The 24248-nt window shown below is 67.3% G+C and carries 23 protein-coding genes and 1 pseudogene; 9 read left to right on the top strand and 15 right to left on the bottom strand.

Translation table 11 applies throughout. The annotated features are described in order from the left end of the window. Positions 1–17 precede the first annotated feature (17 nt). Complete coding sequence (locus CJ177_RS22375; protein ID WP_061043661.1) at positions 18–224, bottom strand: heavy-metal-associated domain-containing protein; 207 nt, start codon at positions 222–224, stop codon at positions 18–20. Positions 225–391: 167 nt separating this feature from the next. On the opposite strand from CJ177_RS22375, the gene CJ177_RS22380 reads away from it, so the two are divergent. From CJ177_RS22380 to CJ177_RS22390, 3 genes are read left to right on the top strand one after another with little or no spacing between them, the layout of a single operon-like run. After that, positions 392–1819 carry an amino acid permease gene (locus tag CJ177_RS22380; RefSeq protein ID WP_095868609.1) on the top strand — a complete coding sequence of 476 codons (1428 nt, stop codon included), beginning with the start codon at positions 392–394 and terminating at the stop codon, positions 1817–1819. Continuing rightward, positions 1812–2639: a class I SAM-dependent methyltransferase gene (locus CJ177_RS22385; protein ID WP_095868610.1), complete on the top strand. Its 828-nt coding sequence runs from the start codon at positions 1812–1814 to the stop codon at positions 2637–2639. Before CJ177_RS22380 ends, CJ177_RS22385 begins: the two co-directional genes overlap by 8 nt. Positions 2640–2685: 46 nt before the next feature. Then, positions 2686–4023 carry an amylo-alpha-1,6-glucosidase gene (locus CJ177_RS22390; RefSeq protein ID WP_061043687.1) on the top strand — a complete coding sequence of 446 codons (1338 nt, stop codon included), beginning with the start codon at positions 2686–2688 and terminating at the stop codon, positions 4021–4023. 53 nt (positions 4024–4076) lie between these two features. On the opposite strand, the gene CJ177_RS22395 is transcribed toward CJ177_RS22390, so the two are convergent. The 4 genes from CJ177_RS22395 to CJ177_RS22410 all read right to left on the bottom strand — a co-directional run bounded on the left by CJ177_RS22395 (position 4077) and on the right by CJ177_RS22410 (position 8730). Next, complete coding sequence (locus CJ177_RS22395; RefSeq protein WP_061043664.1) at positions 4077–5765, bottom strand: NAD(P)/FAD-dependent oxidoreductase; 1689 nt, start codon at positions 5763–5765, stop codon at positions 4077–4079. After that, the gene (locus CJ177_RS22400) at positions 5762–6562 is read right to left on the bottom strand and encodes a carbon-nitrogen hydrolase family protein (RefSeq protein WP_061043665.1); all 801 of its coding nucleotides are present in this window, start codon (positions 6560–6562) and stop codon (positions 5762–5764) included. The genes CJ177_RS22395 and CJ177_RS22400 overlap by 4 nt, the downstream gene beginning before the upstream one ends. Continuing rightward, positions 6559–8016, bottom strand: a complete 1458-nt coding sequence (locus tag CJ177_RS22405) for an amino acid permease (protein WP_025433611.1) — start codon at positions 8014–8016, stop codon at positions 6559–6561. The genes CJ177_RS22400 and CJ177_RS22405 overlap by 4 nt, the downstream gene beginning before the upstream one ends. Before the next feature lie 93 nt (positions 8017–8109). Next, positions 8110–8730, bottom strand: a complete 621-nt coding sequence (locus CJ177_RS22410; protein WP_095868611.1) for a helix-turn-helix domain-containing protein — start codon at positions 8728–8730, stop codon at positions 8110–8112. Positions 8731–8838: 108 nt separating this feature from the next. Here CJ177_RS22410 and speB point away from each other — a divergent pair, with 108 nt between their 5' ends. Together speB and CJ177_RS22420 are read left to right on the top strand one after the other, a co-directional pair. Continuing rightward, positions 8839–9849 carry an agmatinase gene (speB, locus tag CJ177_RS22415; RefSeq protein ID WP_095868612.1) on the top strand — a complete coding sequence of 337 codons (1011 nt, stop codon included), beginning with the start codon at positions 8839–8841 and terminating at the stop codon, positions 9847–9849. 47 nt (positions 9850–9896) lie between these two features. Beyond that, the gene (locus CJ177_RS22420) at positions 9897–10643 is read left to right on the top strand and encodes a glycoside hydrolase family 25 protein (protein ID WP_005249254.1); all 747 of its coding nucleotides are present in this window, start codon (positions 9897–9899) and stop codon (positions 10641–10643) included. Positions 10644–10658: 15 nt separating this feature from the next. On the opposite strand, the gene CJ177_RS22425 is transcribed toward CJ177_RS22420, so the two are convergent. Together CJ177_RS22425 and CJ177_RS22430 are read right to left on the bottom strand one after the other, a co-directional pair. Beyond that, positions 10659–11924, bottom strand: a complete 1266-nt coding sequence (locus CJ177_RS22425; RefSeq protein ID WP_095868613.1) for a hypothetical protein — start codon at positions 11922–11924, stop codon at positions 10659–10661. 107 nt (positions 11925–12031) lie between these two features. Beyond that, the gene (locus CJ177_RS22430) at positions 12032–12682 is read right to left on the bottom strand and encodes a DUF1345 domain-containing protein (RefSeq protein ID WP_005249256.1); all 651 of its coding nucleotides are present in this window, start codon (positions 12680–12682) and stop codon (positions 12032–12034) included. 463 nt (positions 12683–13145) lie between these two features. Between CJ177_RS22430 and CJ177_RS22440 the strand changes: the two genes are divergently transcribed. Together CJ177_RS22440 and helR are read left to right on the top strand one after the other, a co-directional pair. Further along, positions 13146–14375, top strand: a complete 1230-nt coding sequence (locus tag CJ177_RS22440; RefSeq protein WP_095868615.1) for a glycosyltransferase — start codon at positions 13146–13148, stop codon at positions 14373–14375. Positions 14376–14379: 4 nt separating this feature from the next. Beyond that, complete coding sequence (helR, locus tag CJ177_RS22445; RefSeq protein ID WP_095868616.1) at positions 14380–16524, top strand: RNA polymerase recycling motor ATPase HelR; 2145 nt, start codon at positions 14380–14382, stop codon at positions 16522–16524. A 28-nt stretch (positions 16525–16552) separates the two neighbouring features. Here helR and pip read toward each other — a convergent pair. Continuing rightward, a pseudogene (gene pip / locus CJ177_RS22450) lies at positions 16553–17508 on the bottom strand (prolyl aminopeptidase). A 123-nt stretch (positions 17509–17631) separates the two neighbouring features. On the opposite strand from pip, the gene CJ177_RS22455 reads away from it, so the two are divergent. Beyond that, a complete protein-coding gene (locus CJ177_RS22455; protein ID WP_095868617.1) occupies positions 17632–18411 on the top strand; it encodes a DUF899 domain-containing protein in 780 nt (259 codons plus the stop codon). Between the two features lie 9 nt (positions 18412–18420). On the opposite strand, the gene CJ177_RS22460 is transcribed toward CJ177_RS22455, so the two are convergent. From CJ177_RS22460 to CJ177_RS22485, 6 genes are all read right to left on the bottom strand, one after another. Then, the gene (locus tag CJ177_RS22460; RefSeq protein WP_005249262.1) at positions 18421–18843 is read right to left on the bottom strand and encodes a hypothetical protein; all 423 of its coding nucleotides are present in this window, start codon (positions 18841–18843) and stop codon (positions 18421–18423) included. Between the two features lie 93 nt (positions 18844–18936). Further along, positions 18937–19305 carry a gas vesicle protein GvpJ gene (gene gvpJ, locus CJ177_RS22465; protein WP_005249263.1) on the bottom strand — a complete coding sequence of 123 codons (369 nt, stop codon included), beginning with the start codon at positions 19303–19305 and terminating at the stop codon, positions 18937–18939. After that, positions 19302–19922, bottom strand: a complete 621-nt coding sequence (locus CJ177_RS22470; protein WP_005249264.1) for a hypothetical protein — start codon at positions 19920–19922, stop codon at positions 19302–19304. Before CJ177_RS22470 ends, gvpJ begins: the two co-directional genes overlap by 4 nt. Before the next feature lie 223 nt (positions 19923–20145). Next, complete coding sequence (locus tag CJ177_RS22475) at positions 20146–21225, bottom strand: MerR family transcriptional regulator (RefSeq protein WP_095868618.1); 1080 nt, start codon at positions 21223–21225, stop codon at positions 20146–20148. Between the two features lie 14 nt (positions 21226–21239). Further along, the gene (locus tag CJ177_RS22480) at positions 21240–21905 is read right to left on the bottom strand and encodes a HEAT repeat domain-containing protein (RefSeq protein WP_095868619.1); all 666 of its coding nucleotides are present in this window, start codon (positions 21903–21905) and stop codon (positions 21240–21242) included. 77 nt (positions 21906–21982) lie between these two features. Beyond that, complete coding sequence (locus CJ177_RS22485; RefSeq protein WP_005249267.1) at positions 21983–22468, bottom strand: carboxymuconolactone decarboxylase family protein; 486 nt, start codon at positions 22466–22468, stop codon at positions 21983–21985. Positions 22469–22674: 206 nt separating this feature from the next. On the opposite strand from CJ177_RS22485, the gene CJ177_RS22490 reads away from it, so the two are divergent. Then, positions 22675–23610: an RNA polymerase sigma-70 factor gene (locus tag CJ177_RS22490; protein ID WP_061043675.1), complete on the top strand. Its 936-nt coding sequence runs from the start codon at positions 22675–22677 to the stop codon at positions 23608–23610. A gap of 13 nt (positions 23611–23623) precedes the next feature. On the opposite strand, the gene CJ177_RS22495 is transcribed toward CJ177_RS22490, so the two are convergent. Beyond that, positions 23624–24223: a DUF2867 domain-containing protein gene (locus CJ177_RS22495; protein ID WP_095868620.1), complete on the bottom strand. Its 600-nt coding sequence runs from the start codon at positions 24221–24223 to the stop codon at positions 23624–23626. Between the last annotated feature and the right edge of the window lie 25 nt (positions 24224–24248).

The raw sequence follows: 24248 nt of genomic DNA on the forward strand, positions 1-24248 counted from the left end.
GCGCTGGAGATACCGGCTCAGCCGGCGACGGAATATCCGGCTTCTTCGACCGCACCCGCGACGGCACTCGGATCGAGGTCCGCGGTGCTGTCGATGACGACCTTGCCGGTGGCCAGGTCGACGTCCACGGAGGTGACGCCGGGGAGGGCGCTGATCTCCTCGGTAACCGAGGACACGCAGTGGTTGCAGGTCATGCCGGTCACGGTGACGCTCGAGGTGCTCACAGTTCTGCCTCTCTTCGGGATGTCGATGCTGTATTCGATAACTACCATACCCCCCTACCGTATTCCCGCAAGTGTGTGCCGAGTCCCGCGTTCCTCTCACACACACGCCCGGAAAAGTGATTGAGTGAGGTACCGCATCTCACCCCACTGGGAAACGGAGCCTGGCAATGTCGATGGACAAGTTGCGCAGCCAAATGCTGCGCCGCAAACCCCTCACCGAGGTCGAGGACGACACTCCGCCCGACGAACGGCTGACCAAATCGCTCGGCCTGTGGCAACTCACCGCGATCGGCGTCGGCGGCATCATCGGCGCCGGCGTCTTCTCACTCGCCGGTTCGGTCGCGCATTCCGTCACCGGTCCGGCCGTGCTGATCTCCTTCCTGATCGCCGGTGTCGCCAGCGCCGCGGCCGCACTGTGTTACGCCGAGTTCGCCGGAATGATCCCCAAGGCCGGATCGGCCTACACCTACGGTTACGTGGCGCTCGGCGAGATCGTGGGCTGGTTCATCGGCTGGGACCTGCTGCTCGAATACATCGCGGTGGCGGCCGTCGTCGCCATCGGCGTGTCCGGGTACTTCCGGTTTCTCCTCGAACAGATCGGCATCAGTCTGCCCGACTGGATGATGGGCGCGCTGGGCACCGGTGACGGGCACGTGTTCGACGTCTTCGCGGCCCTGTTCTGCCTCGGCACCGCCTGGGTGCTCTCGCGCGGAATCCGCAGTGTCGGTCGATTCGAGACGATCGCGGTGGCGATCAAGGTCGCGCTGGTCGTCCTCATCATCGCGCTGGGCGTCTTCCACATCGACAGCGCCAACTACACCCCCTACTTCCCGTTCGGCACCGCCGCCGTCTTCACCGGTGCGGCCACCGTGTTCTTCGCGGTGTTCGGATACGACGCGATGAGCACGGCCGCCGAGGAGTCGAAGGACGCCACCAAGCACCTGCCGAAGGCGATCCTGTATTCCCTCGGCATCGCGATGACGCTGTACGTCCTGGTCACCCTGGTGCTGACCGGAATGCAGAAGTACACCGAGATCAGCCCCGAGAGCGGTTTCTCGACCGCGTTCGAATCGGTGGGCATGCCCGGCGTCGCCAACATCATCGCGGTCGGGGCCATCGTCGGCATCATCACCGTCGTGCTCACCTTCATGCTCGGCGTGACCCGCGTGTGGTACGCGATGAGCCGGGACGGCCTGCTCCCGGAATGGTTCGCGAAGACGCACCCGGTCCGCAAGGTGCCGACCCGGGTCACCTGGATCGTGGGCGTCGGGTCGGCTCTGCTGGCCGGGTTCTTCCCCATCAACACCGTCGCGGAACTCACCAACATCGGGATCCTGTCGGCGTTCATCGTCGTCTGCATCGCGGTCGCGGTGCTCCGGCGCACCCGCCCCGACGTCCCCCGCTCCTTCACGCTTCCGTTCATGCCGGTGGTCCCGATCATCGGCGTCGTGTTCTCCGGCTGGCTCATCCTGTCGCTGCCGTGGGAGACCTGGCTGCGGTTCGGGATCTGGCTGATCCTCGGCCTGATCGTGTACTTCTTCTACTCCCGCAAGCACTCCAAGCTCGAAGTGGCAGAGCCGGTGCCGCGTGGCTGACGAAAACCGGAAACGGGTGGACGCGACCACCCTGACCGGTGTGTCCGCGACGATGATGTGGACCCTCCGCAACCGTGCCGTCGAGGCGTCGCGTCCCGACGGCACGTTGGTCGACCCGCTCGCCGTGACGCTCTACGAGACACTCGACTATCCGTACGAGAACTTCGGGAAGCCGAGCCAATCCCACGCTCTGCGCGCTCGGGCCTTCGACGACGAGATCCGGGCGTTCCTCGCCGATCACCCCGGCGGAACGGTCGTCGCGCTCGGCGAAGGGTTGCAGACCAGCTACTGGCGGATCGATGACCCCGACGTCCGGTGGGTGTCGATCGACCTGCCCGAGGTGGTCGCGCTACGCAGGCAACTGCTGCCAGGCGAACCGAACGTCACCACACTCGCCGTGTCCGCGCTGGACCGTTCGTGGATGGACCACGTCGACACCGGCCGGGCCGTGTTCGTCTCGGCGGAGGGCCTGCTGATGTATCTGCCCGCCGACGAGTCGCTGTCCCTGATCGGCGACTGCGCCCGGCGTTTCCCCGGCGGCCGGATGATGTTCGATTCGGTGCCGAAATGGGTCAGCCGCAAGACGCAGAAGGGAATGCGGATTCACGGCGACTACACCGTCCCGCCGATGCCGTTCCACCTCTCCGCCGGCGACGCGGCGGACCTGCCCGGTCAGGTGCCGGACCTCGCGTTCACCCGCGAGGTGATGCTGCCCCTCGGCCGGGGCCTGTGGGGGTCGACCCTGCTGCGCAGGCTGTCGGATCTGCGGCCGCTGCACGACTCGCGTCCGACGCTGACCCTCTGCGGATTTGCGGTCTGAACCCCTCCGACGAGCGATGTGGGCCGACCCGCAGCAGAATGGTGCAATGGCGGACCGCGGATTCACCCCGACACAGCTCGCGGCACGTGCCGCGTACCTGCTTCGCGGCAACGACCTCGGCACGATGACGAGTGCCGCGCCGCGCCTGTACCCGCACATGTGGAGTTGGGACGCGGCGTTCGTCGCGGTCGGCCTGGCGCCCCTGAGCGTGGAGCGGGCGGTCGTCGAACTCGACACCCTGCTGTCGGCGCAGTGGAAGAACGGGATGATCCCGCACATCGTGTTCGCGAACGGCGTCGACGGATACTTCCCCGGTCCCGGGCGCTGGGAGTGCGGGACCCTCGCTGCGCACGCGCCGAGCGGCACGCAGACGTCGGGGATCACCCAGCCGCCCGTGCACGCCATTGCGGTGCAGCGCATCCTCGACCACTCGCGCAGGCACGGTCGCAGCACCCGCGCCGTCGCGGAGGAGTTCCTCGACCGGCGCTGGCCCGACCTCGTGCGCTGGCACCGCTGGCTGGCCAACGCCCGCGACCTCGACGGCAACGGCCGGATCGCGCTGTACCACGGCTGGGAGTCCGGTATGGACAACTCGCCGCGCTGGGACCACTCGTACGCCAACGTCGTGGCCGGGGTGATTCCCACGTATCTGCGCGAGGATCTGTCCCACGTCGCCGACACCGGACAGCGGCCGTCCAACGGCGAGTACGACCGCTACCTGTGGCTGCTCGAGGAGATGAAGACGGTCCGCTACGACGACACGGAACTGGCCACCGCCATGAGCTTCGCGGTGGAGGACGTGTTCGTCAGCGCCGTGTTCTCGATGGCGTGCGAGGTGCTCGCGACCATCGGCGAGGAACACTCGATGCCGAACTCCGACGTCCGGGAACTGCACGGGTGGGCGGCCCGGTTCCGGCAGGGCGTCCTCACCACCACCGACCAACGGTCCGGGGCGGCACGCGATTTCGATCTGCGCAGCGGCCGGTGGATTTCCACCGAAACCCTCGCCATGTTCTCCCCCCTGCTGTGCGGCGGCCTGAGCCGGGACGCCGAACGCGCCCTGCTCCGCACGTTCGAGGGACCGAAATTCTGCGGCCACCCCGACCTCCGGTACGCCGTGCCGCCGTCGACGTCGCCGGTGTCGGGCGACTTCCGCCCGCGCGAGTACTGGCGCGGTCCGGTGTGGCCGGTGATGACGTGGCTGTTCTCCTGGGCGTTCGCCCGGCGCGGGTGGGCCGAGCGCGCCCACCTGCTGCGGTCCGAGGGGCTGCGGCAGGCGAGCGACGGCAGCTTCGCCGAATACTACGAACCGTTCACCGGTCAGCCCCTCGGCAGCATGCAGCAGTCGTGGACGGCCGCCGCGGTCCTGGACTGGTTGGGCTAGCGCCACCCGTGAGTACTTATTAACCGCGGGACGTTAATAAGTACTCACAGGCGCTAGTCGCACAGCCGGATCGGGCCGAGGTCTGCGTATCGGTCGCCGGGACCGGGGTTGTCGGCCGGGGTGGCGCCGCCCAGATGGTGCATCACGCCCCAGACGGCGTTGAGCGCGGTCTGCACGGCGCCCTCCGCCCAGCCCGCGGTCCACGAGATGTCGTCGCCGGCAAGGAAGATGCCGCGGTGCCGCGGGTCGAGTTCGTCCTGGACGAAATGACTGAACAGCCGCTCCTGGTAGCGGTAGTGGCCGGGGAGGTTCGCCTTGAACGCACCCATGAAGTCGCGTTCGGTCTCCCAGGACAGCGTGACCGGAGTCGAGATGATGTGACTGCGGAAGTCGACTCCCGGGTAGATCTCCTCGAGCGACTTGATCATGAGGTTCATCCGCTCCGTCGCGTCGAGCGGCAGCAGCTTGAGCGAATCGTCGGACCACGTGTAGGACAGGCAGATCAGGCCGGGCTTGTCGTCACCGTGGTCGAGCAGGTAGGTGCCGCGGCTCATCCGGTCCGTCAGGGTCATGCTGACGAGGTCGCGGCCGGTGACCGGATCCTTGTCCTTCCAGAACGGACGATCCACGAGGGCGAACACCTTCGTCGACCCCATGTAGTGGGTTCGCTCGATCGCGGTCCAGTGGTCGATCGGGAACAGGTCGTCGTCGCAGTGAATGTTGTTGAGCAGCATCCAGCTCTGCGCCGTGAAGACGGCGGCGGGGTACGTGCGGATTTCCCCGGACGAGTCGGTGACCGTCACCTGGTGCGGTGCGGTCCTCCGGACCTCGGTGACCCGGGGACGGGTGCTTCCGCCGTTCAGTGCGCGCACCGACGTGCCGTCCGGCCAGTGCGCCATGCCCGTCGGGGTGTCGGTCCACAGGCGCAGGGGCAGCTGCTGCGACCCGCCGACGATGCCGCGGTGGTGATCGTCGGCGGCGGTGATGACGACGCGCAGGATCTCGAGAATCGAGTTGGGGAAGTCGGTGTCCCAGCCGCCCGTTCCGAAACCGACCTGCCCGAACACTTCCCGATGCCGGAACGACGCGAAGTGCTTGGACGAGGCGAGGAAACCGTAGAACGTCTGATCGTCCAGCCGGACCACCAGGTCGTTCCAGATGCGCTTGAGTTCGGCGGTGTCGCGGTCGCGGATCGCTTGCTGGAGCGGAATCAGCTCGGCGTGATCCTCGAGCGTGCGCTGCCACGCATCCGACACCTCCCGGAACACGGGCGGCAGGTCGTCGAGGTGCTGCGCGTAGTAGCTTTCGCCCTTGAGGTCGATGACCGTGCTGGGGGTGCTGTCGGCGAGCGGGTTCGGGAACGCCTCGGTCCGCAGTCCCATGGCGTCGAGGTAGTGGAACAGGGTGGTCGACGACGGTGGGAACCGCATCGCGCCCATCTCGGCGACCACGTCCGGGTGCCCGTCGAACGGCTGCGACCGCATCCGGCCACCGATCTGATCGGCTTCGTAGACAATCGGTTTCAGGCCGAGCTTCATCAGCTCGTACGCCGTGACCATCCCCGACAGTCCGCCGCCGATGACTGCCACCTCGGTGCCGTGGCGGTCGGCGGGCACCGCGCCGAGACCCGAGCGGTGCGCGATGTAGTCGTCGTAGGCGAACGGGAAGTCGGGACCGAACATGGTGAGCGGCCGGGGATCGGTGTCCGCGGCGGTGCTGTCCGGGGTGACGGGGATCGTCATGAAGTCTTCTCCTGCATGAAGGGGTAGAGGTCGACGCGTCGGTCGTCGAGGTGGGTGTTCTCACGGCGGGATCGGTGGAGGACGTCGAGTTCGAGGTCGACGATCGCCAGCTCTTCGTGGCGGCCGGCGCGGGCGAGTTCGGTGCCGTCGGGCGCGATCGCACAACTGGATCCGCAGTAGTCGAGGTCGGCTTCGGTGCCGCACCGGTTGACGTACGTGACGAACAGCTGACTCTCGTACGCACGGGTCGGGACGACGCTCTCCGCGATGAATTCGTACGGGCTCATCAGGCCGGTGGGGACGACGAGCCACTGTGTTCCCCGGTCGGCATGTGCGCGAACGGCTTCCGGAAACTCGACGTCGTAGCAGATCAGGAGTCCGCACCGGATTCCGGCGTGGTCGAACTGGACCACCAGTTCGTCGCCCGCGGCGAAGTGCGACCGGTCGAGTTCGCCGAACAGGTGGGTCTTGCGGTAGTTCGCGAGCGACGTCCCGGACGGGTCGAACACCTGCACGCTGTTGTAGACGACGCCTGCGTCCGCCTCGGGGTATCCGTAGACGACGGCGATTCCGGACTCGCGTGCGATCTCCGAGATCCGCGCCGCGATCGGTCCGTCGGCGGGTTCGGCCCGCTCCGCGATCAGGGATCCGATGTTGTAGCCGGTGGCCGCCATCTCCGGGCAGACCAGGATGGACGCCCCGGACGCCGCCGCCGTCTGCGCGGCCGACGCGATAGCGGAGAGGTTCGCCGCGACGTCGAAGGAGAGTTCGGGACCTTGGAACAGTGCTGCCCTCATGGTGCCGGCACCCTTTCCGGGCTGTTGCGGAGTTCGGACTTGCGGACGCCGTACGCGAAGTAGATCGCGAGCCCGACTGCCATCCACAGCGCGAACGCCACCCACGTCGAGACGCCGAGACCGAACAGCAGCAGCGCGCAGAACACGACGCCGAGGACCGGCATCAGCGGGAACAGCGGGGTCCGGAAGCTGCGGTGCAGGTCGGGGTGGCGGCGGCGCAGGATGATCACGGCGATGTTGACGAGCATGAACGCGAACAGCGAGCCGATGCTCGTCGCGTCGGCCAGTTCGCCCAGCGGCACGAATCCGGCGAGCGCGGAGACGACGCCACCGACGACGACGATGTTGACGACCGGCACCCGGGTGCGCGGGTTGACGCGCGAGAAGACCCGTGGAACGAGACCGTCGAGCGACATCGCGTACAGGATCCGGGTCTGCCCGTACATCACGGCGAGGACGACGCTGGCGATGGCGATCACCGCGCCCGCCGACAGGAGGATGGCGGGCCAGGTGCTGGTGGTCGCGGCATTCAGGATGGTCGCGAGTGCGGCGCCCTCACCCGCGATGTCCTGCCAGGGCATCGCGCCGACGGCCGCGATCGCGACCAGGCAGTAGAGGATCGTGACGATCAGGAGCGAGAGGATGATGGCCCGGGGAAGGTCGCGTTTCGCGTTCTTCGCCTCGTCGCCTGCGGTCGAGGCGGCGTCGAACCCGATGTAGGCGAAGAACACCTGGGACGCCGCGGCCGTCACACCTGCCGCGCCGAGGGGGATGAACGGCGTGAAGTTTCCGGCGCGGAACGCGGTGAACGCGACAGCGCAGAAGAACACGAGGACGAGGATCTTCAGTGCGACCATGACCGTGTTCACCAGGGCGCTCTCGGACGCTCCCCGGGTCAGCAGTGCCACCGCGACGAGCACGATGATGATGGCGGGCACGTTGACGATGCCGCCCGCTCCCGGTGATTCGCTGATCGCGGCGGGTAGCGAGATACCGAACATGCCGTGGAGTAGTTCGTTGATGTACTCGCCCCAGCCGACGGCGACGGCCGCGACCGAGACACCGTACTCGAGCATCAGGCACCAGCCGCAGATCCACGCGAAGAGTTCGCCCATCGTCGCATAGGTGTACGAGTAGGAGCTGCCGGAGACGGGGATGCTGCCTGCGAGTTCCGCGTAGGAGAGGGCGGAGAAGAGGGCGGTGAACGCCGCGAGCACGAAGGCGAGGACCACGGCGGGGCCGGCCTTGGGTGTCGCCTCGCCGAGGATGACGAAGATGCCCGTCCCCAGCGACGCACCGATGCTCAGTGCGGTGAGGTGCACCAGGCCCATCGACCGCTTGAGGCCGTGACCGGGTTCCTGGTCGTTGCGCGCCACGATCGCCTCGACCGATTTGCGGGCGCGGAGTGCGCCGGCCAGTCCCGGCGGGCGCGGAGAAATCTTGGTGATGTCCAACGTTGAGCTCCTGAGCGGTGGAGTGATGTGGACAACAATGAACGGGCGAGCCGTGACTGTCAACACATGTTTCCTAAACCGCTTGACGGTTTCCTAGCGGGAGGTGGGTCGGACGTCGTCCGGTAGTGCGGGGGCCAGAATCCACAGAACGGTCGCGGTGTCGTCGCCGAGCGCGCGGAAGCTGTGTGGCAGCTGGGGCGAGAAGGTGAACGCGTCCCCGGACGCGAGCGACACGTCCTCCCCGGCCCCCGGACCGTTGAAGGAAATGCAGATCCGGCCCGAGACGACGTAGACGAAGGCGACGTCGACCGGCAGTTCGTACGTTTCCGAGCCGCTCCCGCCGCCGGGCTCGATCCGGCTCAGGAGCGACTGGATGCGGCGCTCACCGAACGGTGTCAGCAGGAACTCGGCCATGCGCTCCCCGCCGAAACTGATCGGCGGGTAGTTGTCGGCCCGTACCACCTCACCTGCGGCGGAGCTCTCGAACAGCGACCCGACCGGAATGTTCAAGGCGGCGCAGATCCGCACCAGCGTGGCGACGGAGGCGCTCGCGTGGTCCCGTTCGATCTTCGACAGGTAGCCCTTGGTGATGCCGCAGCTCGCGGCCAGGTCGTCGAGGGTGAGGCGCTGGGCCTGCCGGGCCGCCTTGAGCCGGGGGCCGATCCTGGGCGCGTCGACGCCCGACGCACCTTCGGTTGCGAGCTCGTTCGCCATGCATCGATCCTTCGTTGTGTCTCGTATAGGAAACAAGTGTTGACAAGAATGCGTTCCAAGGAAACGATACGACGACGCCACGTCTCCGGCACACACCGAAGGATTCCGATGAGTACAGATGACATAAAGGGCCCCGTCGACGCGACCCGCACGCCGCGCTACGCCGAACCCAGCACGTTCGCCCGCCTCCCCCGGCTCGACGAGGTGTCCCGCGCCGACGTCACGGTGATGGGCGTCCCGTTCGACTCCGGCGTGAGCTACCGTCCGGGCGCACGCTTCGGACCCGGCCACATCCGCGCCGCGTCGAAGCTCCTGCGTCCGTACAACCCCGCGCTCGACGTGCACCCCTTCGCGGCGCAACAGGTCGCCGACTTCGGCGACATCGGCGTCAACCCGTTCGACATCCAGGAGGCCCTGGCCACCGTCGACGGCGCCGTCACCGACCTGCGCAAGGACGGCTCGACCGTGCTGACGCTCGGCGGCGACCACACCATCGCCCTGCCGATCCTGCGGTCCCTCGCGCGCGACCACGGTCCCATTGCCGTCCTGCACTTCGACGCGCACCTCGACACGTGGGACACCTACTTCGGTGCCCCCTACACGCACGGCACCCCGTTCCGGCGGGCCAGCGAGGAGGGGCTCATCGACCTCGAGCGTTCGCAGCACATCGGCATCCGGGGCCCGCTGTACAGCAAGAAGGACCTCGAGGACGACGCTGTTCTCGGTTTCCAGGTCATCCGCTCCGACGACTACGAGGTGGACGGCGTCGCCAGCATCGTCGAACGGATGCGTCGACGGCTCGACGGCGGACCGGTCTACGTGTCCGTGGACATCGACGTCCTCGATCCCGCGCACGCGCCGGGCACCGGAACACCCGAGGCCGGCGGCATGACGTCCCGCGAGTTGCTGAACACACTGCGCGGACTCGTCGGCCTGAACGTGGTAGGCGCCGACATCGTGGAGGTCGCGCCCGCATACGACCACGCCGAGATCACCGGCATCGCGGCAGCGCACGTCGCGTACGAGTTGCTGTCGGTGCTCGCGATCAACGCGTCGTCGGCCCCGGGCCGCGCCGCGCGTGGCGAGACGCTCCGGCAGGCGGCGTACGTGACGAAGTGACGTCCGTTGCCACGTGCGGGCAGCGGGAAGACGTTACCCTCGGGCGCATGGCTATCGGGGTGAAGGTCCGAAGGTTCTCCAAGATCGCACCACTACTGCTCGCCGGTGCGCTCGCGGCCGCGGTGCCGGGGCATGCCGCCGCCGAACCTGTCAGAGGTCCGGACGTGGCCTCGTGGCAACACCCGGGCGGGTCGCCGATCGACTGGTTCGCCGTCCGCAACGCCGGCCACGACTTTTCGATGGTCAAGGCCACCGAGAGTCTCAATTACGTCAATCCGTTCTTCGTCCAGGACTGCCTCGCCATGCGCGTGGCCGGCGTTGCCCGCGGCGCGTACCACTACGCCGACCCCACCCAGTCGCCGGAAGCGCAGGCCGCGTTCTACTCGACGGTGGTGCTGGGAATCAACGGTCCGGGTGACATGCCTCCGGTCCTCGACCTCGAGCAATCCGGTGGGTTGCCGCCCGCGGCGTTGATCGACTGGACGCACCGCTACCTCAACACGGTCCAATCGCTCACCGGACGTCAGCCGATCATCTACACGTACCCGAACTTCTGGCGGACGGCGATGGCGAACACCAACGAGTTCGCCGGATACCCGCTGTGGATCGCCGACTACAACGGTCAGAACACGCCCGGCCCCCTCCCCGGCGGCTGGAGCAACTGGACGTTCTGGCAGTACACCAGCACCGGTCGTATCGCCGGCGTCAACGGCGACGTCGACCTCAACGTCTACAGCGGGGCGCAGGGCGACTTCGCGCGGTACTCCAACAGCGCATCCCCCTTCGGAAGCTGACGCCGACGGGCACGATCAATCCCGGCACACCGGATTTCCGGGGAACGCCGTGACGCCGACTCGGCAGCCGACGTCGGTCACGGCGTTCAGCCGCTCGACCGGCTCCCGAATCTCGAGCGCCGGCACGAGGCCGTCGGTCAGGAGTGCATTCTTGGTCGTCGGCGTCGTGGCACGCTCGTCCAGCGTTCCGCGCACCCGCGCGAAGTTGACCAGTTCGTCGTACACCATCGACAGGGCCGCCTCGGTGGTCCGGTCTTCCGGGTGCAGGCCGGCGAAATCCACGCCCGTCTCGTATTCGTGGCGGACGGCATGCGGACCCTGGTCGCAGGTGGGCTGGTTCAGATCGATCCGAAAGTCCGGCCCGGCCGGTCCCGGCGGCGTGATCGTGCCGGCGTCGGTGCAGACATGGTGCGAGATGCGATCGCCGAGTGCGTGAATGTAGATGCCGGTCCGCGCATTCCAGGAATTGTCGCCGATCCAGGAGTCGAACTGTGACGACAGGACCGTGTCGGAGATGACCTGCTGCCCGGTCATGTTGGTGAACGGGATGGCGGCCGGAGTCTCCAGGCTGTAGGTGCCGTTGATCTGCACGGGATTCGCATCGCCGTAACACGTTGCGCCCGTGGCATAGTCGCCGTTCTCCGAGGGGTTCGTGAAACCTCCCGTGCACAACGGTGCGCCACTTCCCGGCCCGGCCAGGGCCCAAGTCCGCAGGTGCGTGAGCATGACTTCGTGCCGGGGATCGTCGACATCCGGTTGCAGGCCGTTGGGCAGGGGATCCACCGGTCCGCGCAGCGTGGGCAGGAAGTGGAAGAGGAACCCGCCGGTGGCGAAGTGGGTGCGTACCAGTCCGCTGATGTCCTTGGTGGTCAGTGCGCCGGCGTCGGGGACGAGTCGGCCGAAGATGTCGCGTGGGGCGAACGTGCCGAGGTCGGTCGCTTCGTCGTACGCCGCGATCCAGTAGGCATCCTGCTCGGAGAAGCCGACGGTGCGGGCGATGATGTACGTCGAGTCCGAATGCACGAGACTCCGTCCGCCGAGCGGGCGGCGCAACGTGAACCCGTAGCGGAGGAACGCCTCGGCGCCGCAGATCGGCGAGTTGGGATCGTCGAGTAGGCATTCGGGTGGCAGCGGAGCGCAGTTGTGCGGTGGTGCACCGTCCTCGGTGTAGCAAATATCCTCGGCGAATCCGTACACCGGTGGCGGTGACACGACGAAGGCGGCGGCGGTAAGCGTCAGCGCCACGATGGTTCCACCGACTCTTCGAGTGAATCTTCTCATCGAGGTGCACCTTTCGGTGTGGCCGAGTAGATCAACATTAACACCGGGGAACAGGCAGGATGCTCGGTTCTCGCAGGCGCCGAAATCAGTACGAGAACCCCCAGTCTTCACCTGGTGAGGATCCCGGCGACCAGATTGATCGTCGTCGCGAGGATGACTGCACCGAAAACGTAGGACAACAGGCAGTGCCGGAGCGCGACCGCCCGAATCTCCGGGCTCGAGACGTCGGTATCGGATACCTGGTAGGTCATCCCGAGGTTGTAACTGAAGTAAAAGAAGTCGCGAAACGCGGGCGGGGCGGTGGAATTGAAATCTATACCACCCGTTGACTTTTCGGGACTAGATCCCTCGTAGTACAGAAAGGCGTATCGGGCCGCGTACATCAGATGCAGGGAAGCCCACGCCAGGAATACCCCGATCAGAGCCACGGCGGCGTGCGCGGTTCCCGCCGAGGATCCGCCCGCCACTTGAAGTGCGACGATTCCTCCGAGACCTCCCGAAGCCGCTGTCACCACGACCAATTCGTCGACTATCGGACGAAAATCCTCGCGTCCCACGTTGCGGCGAGTCGCCGCCGCATCCATCGGCCACAACACCGCCCAACCGGATACGACGAACACGGCGGCAGCGGCGGCGATGCCGACGAGAGCCCCCAACGCGGCTGTGATCACCAGGCCGCCGATGAAGCCCGCCGCGACACCGACCACCACCGCGGCGGCCACTCTCGGGATGGCGGAGGTCGGGAGAGGTACGTGCAATGCCTATGCCTCTTGCAGGAGGCGTCGAGGCCGGTGCGGCATCACCCGTGACGGGATCGGGTGAGCCGTCACCATCGGCGCTCCCCACGCCGGGTGGCGACGTTCAGGTCATCGCACGATTGCGGAGTCATGTGCGACCTCCTGAGTGTTGACACGGGGCGCCCGCGAGGGCAGACGGCAGGCCAGGGCGTACCAGCGACGTATTCCGAGCAGTCTATCCCGCCCACCGCTGTGATCGGACGGCGTTACCGTGATCGGTGAGCTCGATTGTGGGCGAACGTATTCGATCCACGACGGGCCGACGATGCCTTGGGGATTGCCCGAATCGGACGAGGAAGTGGAGAGGAGTACCAACCCCTTTCCACTTTCAATTTATAGCGCACCGGGGGGCTTGCGGCAAGGCCCGGGTGGTGCCGCACAATTACCGGCCGAAGCCAGAACCTGCGGAAATGGGGGTCGCGAATTGCGTGTGTTGTTGTCGACGTATGGGTCACGTGGGGATGTCGAACCGTTGGTGGGACTCGTGGTGCGGTTGCGGGAACTCGGCGCGGAGGTGCGGGTGTGCGCGCCGCCGGACGAGGACTTCGCGCAGCGGCTGGCCGGGGTCGGTGTGTCGATGGTGCCCGTCGGCCGGTCGGCGCGCGCGCTGACGACTGCGGCGCCGTCGGCGGCGGACCTGCCCCGGCGCGCGGCCGAGCTGATCGCCGGCCAGTTCGACGCAGTCACCGCGGCGGCCGAGGGATGCGACGCGTTGGTGGCGACCGGCGCGATGCCGGCCGCGGCCGGAGCACTGTCGGTCGCCGAGAAGCTGGGCATCCGTTCCGTGTCCGTGACGTTCCAGCAGCTCACCCTGCCGTCGCCGCATCGGCGGCCGCTGGCATATCCGGGCCGGGCGTTCCCGCCGGACGTGACGGACAACCGGGTGCTGTGGGACCTGGACGCTCAAAGCATCGATGCGCTGTTCGGTGAGGCGCTCGACACCAACCGGGCGTCGATCGGCCTGCCCCCGGTGGACAACGTTCGCGACTACGTCATCGGCGACCGGCCGTGGCTGGCGACGGACCCGACCCTGGACCCGTGGCAGGAGACGCCGGACCTCGACGTCGTGCAGACCGGCGCATGGATCCTGCCCGATGACCGCCCACTCCCGGCCGACGTGGTGGCGTTCCTGGACGCAGGCACACCACCGGTGTTCGTGGGCTTCGGCAGCATGCCCTTGCACGCGGCGACGGACGCCGCCCAGGTGGCCATCGAGGCGATCCGCGCGCAGGGCCGCCGCGCACTCGTCGGGCGCGGCTGGGCCGACCTGGCCCTGATCGACGACGTCGACGATTGCTTCGTCGTCGGCGAGGTCAACCAGCAGGCATTGTTCGGCCGGGTGGCCGCCGTCGTGCACCACGGCGGCGCGGGGACGACGACGACGGCCACCCGGGCCGGCGCACCTCAGGTGGTGGTGCCGCAGGCGGCGGACCAGCCGTACTGGGCCGGCCGGGTGGCCGACTTGGGCATCGGCGCGGCGCACGACGGTCCGGTTCCGACCGTCGAGTCCCTGTCGACCGCGCTCACGACGGCCCTGACCCCCGCGACCGGAGCACGAGCGGCTGCCGTGGCGGGCACGATCCGTACCGACGGGGCAGCGGTCGCCGCAACGTTGCTGCTCGACACGATCGCCCGAACCTCAGATCGGAGCTGATGACATGAAAAATCTGACTACCAGTGCGTTCGACCTTCCCGACCACCTCGCACCCAAGGCTGACCCGGCGCTGATCGCCGACGACGAGCTGCACTTCGCGGCCATCGCGGAAAGCCTCGAGCAGTCGATCGCCGACCTCGACCACCGCATCGACACCGAACGCAAGGCGCCCCGCCGGCTGGGCCAGGAGGCGATGGAGCGGGACATGATGGTCCACCGGCTGAACGCCGAGCTGCGTGCCCTGCGCCGCTACGGGTTGGACCTGTGCCTCGGGCACTTCGTCAGCGCGGACAACCCCGAGCCCGTGTACATCGGACGACTCGGCCTCATGGACCGGGCGGGCAATCAACTGCTCGTCGACTGGCGCTCCCCCGTGGCCGAGCCGTTCTTCGGTGCGACCCACGGCAATCCGATGGGCCTGGCCCGCCGCCGCAGGTATCGCTGGAACCGCGGCCGGATCAGCGACTACTGGGACGAGGTGTTCACCCCGGACGGGTTCGCGGGGAACGCCGCGCTCGACGACCAGTCCGCGTTCATCGCCAGCCTGGGCACCAACCGGTCGGCCCGGATGCGGGACGTGCTCGGCACCATCCAGGCCGACCAGGACGCCATCATCCGCGCGGGATCGCGTGGCGCCCTCGTCGTCGACGGCGGGCCGGGTACGGGCAAGACCGTCGTCGCGCTGCACCGCGCCGCGTATCTGCTCTACTCCGACCCCCGACTCCGTCACGGCGTGCTGTTCGTCGGTCCGCACGAGCCCTACCTGGCCTACGTCGCCGATGTCCTGCCCAGCCTCGGAGAAGAGGGTGTGCAGCTCTGCACCCTGAAGGACCTCGTCGCCGAGGGCGCCACCGCGAAGGTCGAAACCGACCCCGACGTGGCCCGCCTGAAGTCGTCCGCGGATCTGGTGAAGGCCATCGACGCGGCGGTCACGTTCTACGAGGAGCCGCCCACCGAGGGCATGACGGTCGCGACCGAGTGGTGCGACATCTGGCTGAGCGCCGACGACTGGACCGAGGCATTCGAAGCGCCGGAACCCGGTACCCCGCACAACGAGGCGCGCGAGCAGATCTGGGAGCTGCTGCTCACGATCCTGATCGACAAGCACGACGGTGACGTTCCGGTGGCCCAGCTCCGGAAGTCGTTGCAGCAGAACGACGAATTACGCACGATCCTCGACAACGCGTGGACCCTGATCGAGGCGGCCGACCTCGTTGCCGACCTGTGGTCGGTGCCCGCCTACCTGCGCAAGTGCGCTCCCTGGCTCAGCCCCGACGACGTTCGTAAGCTGCAACGCCCGGACGCCCAACGCTGGACGGTGTCCGACCTGCCGCTGCTGGACGCAGCACGGCAGCGGCTCGGCGACCCGGAGGAATCACGACGCCGGCGTCGCCACGACGCCGCCGTCGCCGCCGAACGCGAGCAGCGGTCCAAGGTCATCGACGACCTGATCGCAGCGGATGCCTACGACGACGGTGAAAGTTTGATGACACAGCTGCGGCAGAAGGACCTGCAGGAAATGCTGGTCGACGAAGCTGCGATGTCCAGCACCGACCCCGACCTGCTCGACCGCACGTTCGCGCACGTCGTCGTGGACGAAGCGCAGGAACTGACGGACGCCGAGTGGCAGATGTTGTTGCTGCGCTGCCCGTCTCGGAGCTTCACCATCGTCGGCGACCGGGCACAGGCCCGGCACGGGTTCACGGAGTCGTGGCAGGAACGGCTCGAGCGGATCGGGCTCGACCGGATCGAGCTGGCCTCGCTGACCGTCAACTACCGGACGCCGAAAGAGGTCATGGCAGAAGCCGAGCCGGTCATCCGAGCCGTCCTCCCGGACGCCAACGTGCCGACCTCCATCCGCAGCAACGACATCCCCGTCCTACACGGATCTGCTTCGGATCTGCACTCGATCCTCGACACCTGGCTCGAAACGAACTCCGACGGGATCGCCTGCGTCATCGGCGATCCGACGTTCCGGGCAACATCCCGCATCCGGTCGCTGACCCCGGAGCTGTCGAAGGGGCTCGAGTTCGACCTCGTCGTCCTCGTCGACCCGGACACCTTCGGCACGGGGATCGAAGGGGCCGTCGACCGCTACGTCGCCATGACCCGGGCGACCCAGCAACTCGTCATCCTCACGAGTACGTGACGTGGACCGACGCTCTCTGAGGCCGCGATCATGGCCGGCTGAAGGAGTCCAAGGCGGCCACCAGCGCGGAGCTGAACCCACCTCCACCGTGGCCGGCATCGTCAACCACGACGAGTCGACTCTCCGGCCAGGCCCGCGAGAGCTTCCAGGCCGTGTCCAACGGTCCCGAGACATCGAAGCGGCCGTGGACCAGAACTGCCGGGATACCTGCCAGACGGCTCATTCCGTCCAGTATCTGGTTCGGAACGAGGAAGCACTCGTGGCTCCAGTAGTGCGTCACCAATCTGGCGAAGATCATCCGGAACGTTGCGTCCTCGTATCGGGGGCTCGGAGCCCATCCCGGCATCAACGACACGTGGGTGTCCTCCCACGCACACCACCTCCTCGCCGCCTCCTCGCGCACTGCCGCGTCGGGGTCGGCGAGGAGGCGCGCATACGCGGCCGCCAGATCCCCGTGCCGTTCGCCGACCGGCACGGGAGCGATGAACTCCTCCCACTCCCTGGGGAAGATCCGACCCATGTCACGGGTGATCCAGTCGATCTCGGTTCGGGTTCCCGACGTGATCGCTCCGAGCGCCATCGCGAGAACACGCTCCGGATGTCGTTGGGCGTAGACCAAACCCAAGGTCACACCCCAGGACACCCCGGCCACTACCCAACACCTGATCCCCAGATGCGCACGCAGACGTTCGATGTCCTCCGTCAAATGTGTTGTGGTGTTGGTCGATAGGTCGGTGTCGGGACCGGTGGCCAGTGGGCGGCTCCGCCCGCATCCGCGTTGGTCGAACAACACCGCACGAAAAGCATTCGGTCGAAGAAGCGGCGTGCACCGGGCGTGCACCCAGATCCCGGCCCCCCGTGCAGATACAGCACCGGCGTCCCCTCGGGGTTTCCGACGGTCTCCCAGTACAGGGTATGGCCGTCGGAGACATCGAGAAACCCGGCTTCGTACGGTTCCACCGCCGGATAAAGTGCGCCACTCACACACTCAGCTTCGCATCCTGCACCGAAGGGCGGACCGCGAATCAGTTGTTCCCGGTCTTGGTGCTAGCCACCGCCAAGTGTCGCCTGAGACGATTGCAGGTGCCCTTCGAGAGGAGACGAACTATGACAGCGTCCGATCCACAGGTCACCACCCGCGAGCAGTGGCTCATCGCGCGGCGCGAGTTACTCGCACAGGAGAAGGAGCTGACCCGCCACCGCGATCGGGTGAACGCCGCCCGGCGCGCGCTACCGATGGTCGAAATCGCCAAGAATTACGTTTTCGACGGCCCCGACGGCAGGACCGGACTTGCAGATCTGTTCGACGGTCGCAGTCAACTCCTGATCTACCACTTCATGTTCGAACCCGACGCCGACGAAGGATGCCCCTCCTGCTCGTTCACGATGGACAACGTCGGCAACCTCGAGCACCTATACGCCCGGGACACCTCGTTCGCGGCCGTGTCACGCGCACCGCTGAACAAACTCGAGCAGTACCGCCGGCGCATGGGCTGGACCTTCCCCTGGTACTCCTCGCACGGCAGCGACTTCAACTACGACTTCCACGTCACCCTCGACGCGTCGGTCGCACCGGTCGAATACAACTACAAGGACGAAGCCGAGCTCGTACGGTTGGACCCCGCATGGAAGGGCTGGTGCGGCGAAGAGCACGGCGTCAGTGCTTTCCTCCGGCAGGGTGAGCGCATCTTCCACACCTACTCCGGTTACGCGCGCTCCACCGAGATTCTGCTCGGCACCTACCACTGGCTCGACCTCACCGCGCGCGGCCGCCAGGAAGACTGGGAACCAGAACCCCGCCGCGGCGACGACCCCTTCATGAGTTGGCTGCGCCGCCACGACGAATACGAACCAGACGTCATTTCAGGAGCGAAGATCCCCGACTGACCGCCTTGGTTACATCAGTTCGAGTCCCGTTGCCTGCAATTCGAGATAGTCGCGCACCAACAGGTGAGAACACGGCGCGGACACCGCGGTCCAGGGCGTGTGTTTGGGTAATTGCAGTGTCAACGATTCGGGCACCGCTTCGCGACACCTGATGACCGCCCGGAGTTGCGGCGTCAGGGAATTCCACCACGCGTCCAGCACATACCTGCACTGGGAGAGGTATTCGGAGAGCGGCCCCTGTAGAACAGCCATCTGCGGTACCGAATCAGCTCCACCACTGATCCCCGCGACGCAGGAGTGCCCACACACGGCCATCACCTGCCCGATGAACTGCGGCGGCATGATGCCTTCGGGGTTTCGCAGCAGAGCGAGGCGCGCGCCGGCGGAAAGGGCTCCATATGCCACTTCGGGGTCGATTGCCTCGTCACCCATGCCACGAACGTACCCGGCTGTGGTCGTCTCCTATCAGGAACAGCAATATGTAATCGGCCTGAGCGCCGGCGCGGCCACGTCAGTGTCGTCGGATCACTTTCGTCTCCGGCGCGGCTCGGGTTCGCGTTCGGCTTCCGATCCGCCGAGGAACTCACCGAGCGTTTCCCCCACGGCCTCGAGTGCACCCTTGGTCTTGGACTTCGTGCTGCCGCTGCCCTTCACATCGGAAACGAGGTCGGTCAGGCCCTTCGGTTCGCTGCCGATCTCCAGTCGGTTCACCGCCTCGGCGAAGCGCAGGTAGGTGTCGACACTGGCGACCACGACGCGGGCGTCGATGGTGAGCAGTTCGATACCGACCAGTGAGACCCGCACGTAGGCGTCGATGACCAGGCCCTTGTCCAAGATGGTGTCGATGACATCGGCCAGGCTGCTGGAACTCGGGCCGCCGCCTGCTGTGGTCATCGCTGTGCTCCTCGCTTTCGACTACCGGAGGTCTTCGCCGGGGTGCTTCGTTTGCGGGGAGGTCGCCGCGCCGGTCGTTCCTCGTCCTCCTCCTCGTCCTCGGCCTCCGCTGACGCCTCGTCGTCGACGTCGTCCGACGGCGGTGCCTTCTTCGGTCGTTTCCTGCGTCCCAGCGCGCCCACCATGCCCACGGTGTCGTCCGCGAGTTTGCGCACTGTGCCCACGGTGTCGTCGGCGGCTTCCTCCACGGTGTCCACGGTGTCGTCGGTGACGTCTCCGGCCATGCCCGCGGTGTCCTCGACCAGGTCTTCGGCGGTCTCCAGGACCGCATCGCTGCCGGAGAGCAGCCGATTGTTGAGTGCGTCGACTCGGGCGGTGACGGCGGTCATGGCCGCCACTTTCACGGCGTCGAGGAGTTGGCCACGCACCGATTCACTGAGCTCGGCGAATTCGGGCGAGGTCTGCAGCAGTTTTGCGGCCCGGTCCACCATCTCCTGGGGTCCGCCTGCGAGGCGACCGGCACCCACCGCCGCGAGCAGCAGTCCCAGTTTCTTCCGGTGCGCTCGGCCCAGCCAATAGCCCACGACCACCGCTGCCGCGACTTGCAATCGGGTCATCATCGTCGACTCCCTTCACCCGCATCGGCCATCATCGGTCGACGCCGAGCGTCCGGAACTGGCTGCCCGGCGTACCTCCAGATCGGCATGCCCGGTGCGAACCAACCCCGAATCCGACTACCCGCAACAGCCGGCCGTCAATCGGTCGAAGACCGCAATGGGCTGAAGAAAATTCGGTCTCGGCCACGGACCGTCGCCGACTCGGGGTCGACTACGAATGCTGTCATGCACCAGTAACTTTGGGTGACCGTGTGCCGTCCACCATCTCTCCCGTCCCGCTGCCCGATCGGCGGCGTCGGGTTCGTCCGCGGTCCAGCGTGTTCAGGATCGCCGCCGCGGTGGACGCGATCGTCCGGTCGCCGTCATGGGTCAGCCCGTCGAGTGCCCGCCGCGCCGCCGTGCCGGGAATCTCGGCAAGGGCCTGCGTGATCCGCAACCGCGTGGGCGCGTCGTCGGCGTCGTCGAGCGTGTCCTGCAGGGCCCGGACGATGTCGTCGGCCGAGGGTGAGACCGTCGTCAGAAGGCCCAGCACTTCGGCGGCCTCGACATCGCGCCGCCCCTCGACGACCAGCTCGATCAGGGCGGGTATCGAGTCGACGTTTCCGCGAGAGCCGAGAGCGAGGGCTGCGTACCCGCGGACCGTGGCGTCCGGATCATCGAGGGCTCGTCTCAGATGTGCCGTTGCCTCCGCGGTGTGGATTGCCGCTATCGCGGCAGTGGCGCGACGCCGGACGTCGGCCTCCTCAGCGTCGAGACCGTCGGCCAGATCCGCGAGTCCCGGGCCGGCGACCCGCGCCAACGACCATTGCAGTGCTCCGGCCACATTCGGGTCGTCCTCCGACAAAATGGCTTCGACCAGCACTTCGACGGGCAGCGACGCCGTCCCGTTCTGAGACAGGATCGCTTGTTGACGACGGGCCGCGGATTCCGACTCGAGCGCACGCAGCAGACTGACGATCCGCAGGACATCGTCCCACTCCGCCGGCGAGGCGGCGTCGACGCGTTCGAGTTTGCCGAGCAGTTCCTCCTCGGCAGCGATCCGCCGGCGCGTGTGGCGGATGAGGTCTCCGACCAGATCGGCCGGTGCGAAATCGGGCTCGTCCAGTGCCCGCTTGGCCTCGTTCAACGACAGCCCCAGGGTCCTGAGGCTCTCGACGTGGAAGAGCCGTCGGATGTCGTCGGCGGAGTACTCGCGGTAGCCGCCGGACGTTCGGCCCGTGGGCTTCACCAGACCCAACGTGTCGTAGTGGCGCAACATCCGCGTGCTGACACCACACCGCCGGGAGACCTCACCGATCAACATCCCATCTCCTCCTGCTACGTGTCCGGACCGGCGACCGCGACGCGCTTCGCCGTCTCGACCGCGAGGGTGAACCCACTGTCGGGGTCGTGGCAGAGCCGCCTCGTCGCATCCGCGTGCGCACGAATGTGCGGATCGGGACTGGTCCCGGCTGCGTCGAGGACCGGGAGGACCGCGTCCCCGAGTCCCACCAGCGCACGGCTCAGGCTGAGCTGCAGGTGCTGGTCGCCCCGTCCGAGTTCGGTCGCCAGATCGGCCGCGAGTGCAGCCTCGTCGCCGGGCGGCACGAGTGCCACGGCCGCCCGCCACGCACTGCGCGCGACCTCGTCGTGCTCGTCGTGCAGCAGTGCCGACACCGCGGGCCAGGCGAGCCGGTCCCCGATCTTGGACAGGGTGTGCAGCGACTGACTGCGGGCCTGCGCGGAGTCGGACGCGAGCTCTCGGACCAGTCGCGGCACCGTGAGTTCGGTCGGCAGGCGGCACAATGCCCAGGTCAGCATGTCGCGGACGAAGAAATCCGGTTCGACGGCACACCGATCGACGAGGGTATCCGTGAGACGGGGATCGGGGCGTGTGCCTGCAGAGAGCGCCGCCCGCAGCCGACCTGACGGGTCGGCTGCGGCCAGAGCGTCGACGAGGTGGGCATTCGGCCCACCGTGGTTGGTTGTGTTCACGACAACCACCTCCTTCGTCGACCATTCGAGTCCTTGTCACTGTGTCAGGGTCAAGTACTCGTTGTCAGGGGGCTGTCGTCTGCCGGTCAGCTCGTCATACTGGCGAACATGCCGGGCTCGTAGGAACCCGCCGGGTTGCGCACGATCACGTTGATCCGGTTGGCGGCATTGATCAGGGCGACCAGGGAGACCAGCGCGGCGATCTGGTCGTCGTCGTAGTGCTTGCGCACCTGGGCCCAGGTCTCGTCGGACACCCCGTGGTGGGCGTCGGCGAGCCGGGTGCCCTCCTCGCTGAGCGCCAGCGCGGCCCGCTCGGCCTCGGTGAACACGGTGGCCTCGCGCCAGGCTGCGACCAGGTTGAGCCGGACCTGGGTCTCCCCGGCGGCCGTGGCGTCCTTGGTGTGCATGTCGGTGCAGAAGCCGCAGCCGTTGATCTGGCTTGCCCGGATCTCGACCAGGTGCTGGGTGGCCTTCGGCAGCGGCGATTGGTCGATCACCAGGGCGGCATTGGCGAACCGCTTGCCGAACTTCATGGCGATCTCGTTGTCGAACAGGTTGAATCGGGCGTCCATGACTTCGTCCTCACTCGTGGTGTTGTGTTGCTCTGGACGAACATGAGATGCCGGCGACCCGATCCTTGTGACAATCGCGCACGCCGCGACTTCGAAGTCACGTAATTTGGCAGCGGGCACCACGGGTCGGCTGCCGTCTGGTGTCACATAACTGCGGGGCCCGGTGTCTGGTGTGTGACACAGTCGAGAGTGAGAAGGAGCCACCCATGGCCGGCACGTCGCAGACCACGCCCGACGATCGCGGCGGGAGCCAGGACGATCGTTCGGACCCCGCCACCGAGGCGTTCGTCGCCCACCGCAACCTGCTGTTCACCGTTGCCTACGAGATGCTCGGATCGGCCGCCGACGCGGAAGACATCCTCCAGGAGACCTGGCTGCGGTGGGCGGGCGTCGATCTCGACACGGTCCGCAATCAGCGTGCGTACCTCGTCCGGATCACCACTCGCCAGGCGCTCGTCCGGCTGCGGACACTCAGCAGGCGCAAGGAGTCCTATGTCGGTCCCTGGTTGCCCGAGCCGCTGCTGACCGCGCCGGATGTGGCCGAGGATGTCGAGTTGGCCGACAGCGTCTCGATGGCGATGTTGCTCGTGCTGGAGACGCTCGCGCCGACCGAGCGGGCCGTGTTCGTGCTGCGCGAGGTGTTCGCTCTGGAGTACGGCGAGATCGCGGACGCCGTCGGCAAGAGCCCGGACGCCGTCCGCCAGATCGCGCACCGGGCGCGGGCCCATGTCGCGGCGCGCCGGCCGCGCGGCGTCGTATCCCCGGCCGAGTCCCGAGACGCGCTCGAGGCGTTCCAGCGGGCGCTCGAGACGGGCGATCTGCAGAGCCTGCTCGACCTGCTCGCACCGGACGTCGTCCTCCTGGGTGACGGTGGCGGAGTCAAGCAGGCGGTGCTGCGGCCCATCGTGGGGGCCGACAAGGTGGGTCGCCTGCTGGCGGCCGGCCTGCCCCGGATCGACGGCACGGTGTCGGTCGAGCCGGTGCAGATGAATGGCTCCCCCGCGCTGATCGTCCGGCTCGACGGGGAAATCGACGACGTCGTGGCGGTGCGGATGGACGACGGCATGATCACCGGGCTCTACATCGTGCGCAACCCGGAGAAGCTGTCGCGCGTCGAGCGGGAAACCGCGGTGAGCCGCTGAGTCCGCAAGCCGCCTACCTCGCCTCCGCATGGTGGCGGTCGCGCCACGCTCGCTCCCATTGCCGGGTCAGGGCCGGGTACACGATGAGGTACCGGAAGGGCGCGATGGCGGTCATGTAGAGCCGCCCGAACCATCCGTTGGGCCTGACGAGAACGGCCATCTGCAGCTCGTAATCGCCGTTCGCTCCTGTCGTCCAGCCGAGATGCATCACGGTGTGCACGGTCTTGTTCGCCAGCTCGCGGGCGGCCTCCGTGTCGAACTCGTACACCGCTGTGAGGGGCATGCCGTCGTCGTCCGGGCCGCGCGGAGCGGCGCGGAGGTCGCTGGGCAGGCGGTCGCGGAGCGAGGCAACCCGTTCGCCGACACCGGTTGACGGATTGTCCCAGCCGAAGAGTGCCCCGAGCTTCCATCGAACGGCGAACAAGAACCGCACCAGCCGGGGCTGCTTCGCGGGTCCGCCCGCGGCTCGCATCGCGGCGAGCATCGTCGGGAAGTCATCGGGCCCGGCTCCGGGTGTGCGGAACGACCACACGTCCTCGACGTCGAAGTCTCTCGTGAATTCGTGGATGCGCCAGGGCTGCTCGATGTAGGTGGCCTCTGCTATTCGTGGCACTGTCGTCCCCGATCTATACGGCACC

The organism is Rhodococcus sp. ACPA1, assembly GCF_002300195.1.
In the GTDB taxonomy this organism is placed as follows: Bacteria; Actinomycetota; Actinomycetes; order Mycobacteriales; family Mycobacteriaceae; genus Rhodococcus_F; species Rhodococcus_F opacus.

Coding starts and splice junctions, on each gene's coding strand:
- CJ177_RS22380 (WP_095868609.1), top strand. CDS start 392: ATGTCGATGGACAAGTTGCGCAGCCAAATGCTGCGCCGCAAACCCCTC.
- CJ177_RS22390 (WP_061043687.1), top strand. CDS start 2,686: ATGGCGGACCGCGGATTCACCCCGACACAGCTCGCGGCACGTGCCGCG.
- CJ177_RS22395 (WP_061043664.1), bottom strand. CDS start 5,765: ATGACGATCCCCGTCACCCCGGACAGCACCGCCGCGGACACCGATCCC.
- CJ177_RS22400 (WP_061043665.1), bottom strand. CDS start 6,562: ATGAGGGCAGCACTGTTCCAAGGTCCCGAACTCTCCTTCGACGTCGCG.
- CJ177_RS22410 (WP_095868611.1), bottom strand. CDS start 8,730: ATGGCGAACGAGCTCGCAACCGAAGGTGCGTCGGGCGTCGACGCGCCC.
- speB (WP_095868612.1), top strand. CDS start 8,839: ATGAGTACAGATGACATAAAGGGCCCCGTCGACGCGACCCGCACGCCG.
- CJ177_RS22420 (WP_005249254.1), top strand. CDS start 9,897: ATGGCTATCGGGGTGAAGGTCCGAAGGTTCTCCAAGATCGCACCACTA.
- CJ177_RS22425 (WP_095868613.1), bottom strand. CDS start 11,924: ATGAGAAGATTCACTCGAAGAGTCGGTGGAACCATCGTGGCGCTGACG.
- helR (WP_095868616.1), top strand. CDS start 14,380: ATGAAAAATCTGACTACCAGTGCGTTCGACCTTCCCGACCACCTCGCA.
- CJ177_RS22455 (WP_095868617.1), top strand. CDS start 17,632: ATGACAGCGTCCGATCCACAGGTCACCACCCGCGAGCAGTGGCTCATC.
- CJ177_RS22460 (WP_005249262.1), bottom strand. CDS start 18,843: ATGGGTGACGAGGCAATCGACCCCGAAGTGGCATATGGAGCCCTTTCC.
- gvpJ (WP_005249263.1), bottom strand. CDS start 19,305: ATGACCACAGCAGGCGGCGGCCCGAGTTCCAGCAGCCTGGCCGATGTC.
- CJ177_RS22470 (WP_005249264.1), bottom strand. CDS start 19,922: ATGACCCGATTGCAAGTCGCGGCAGCGGTGGTCGTGGGCTATTGGCTG.
- CJ177_RS22475 (WP_095868618.1), bottom strand. CDS start 21,225: ATGTTGATCGGTGAGGTCTCCCGGCGGTGTGGTGTCAGCACGCGGATG.
- CJ177_RS22485 (WP_005249267.1), bottom strand. CDS start 22,468: ATGGACGCCCGATTCAACCTGTTCGACAACGAGATCGCCATGAAGTTC.
- CJ177_RS22490 (WP_061043675.1), top strand. CDS start 22,675: ATGGCCGGCACGTCGCAGACCACGCCCGACGATCGCGGCGGGAGCCAG.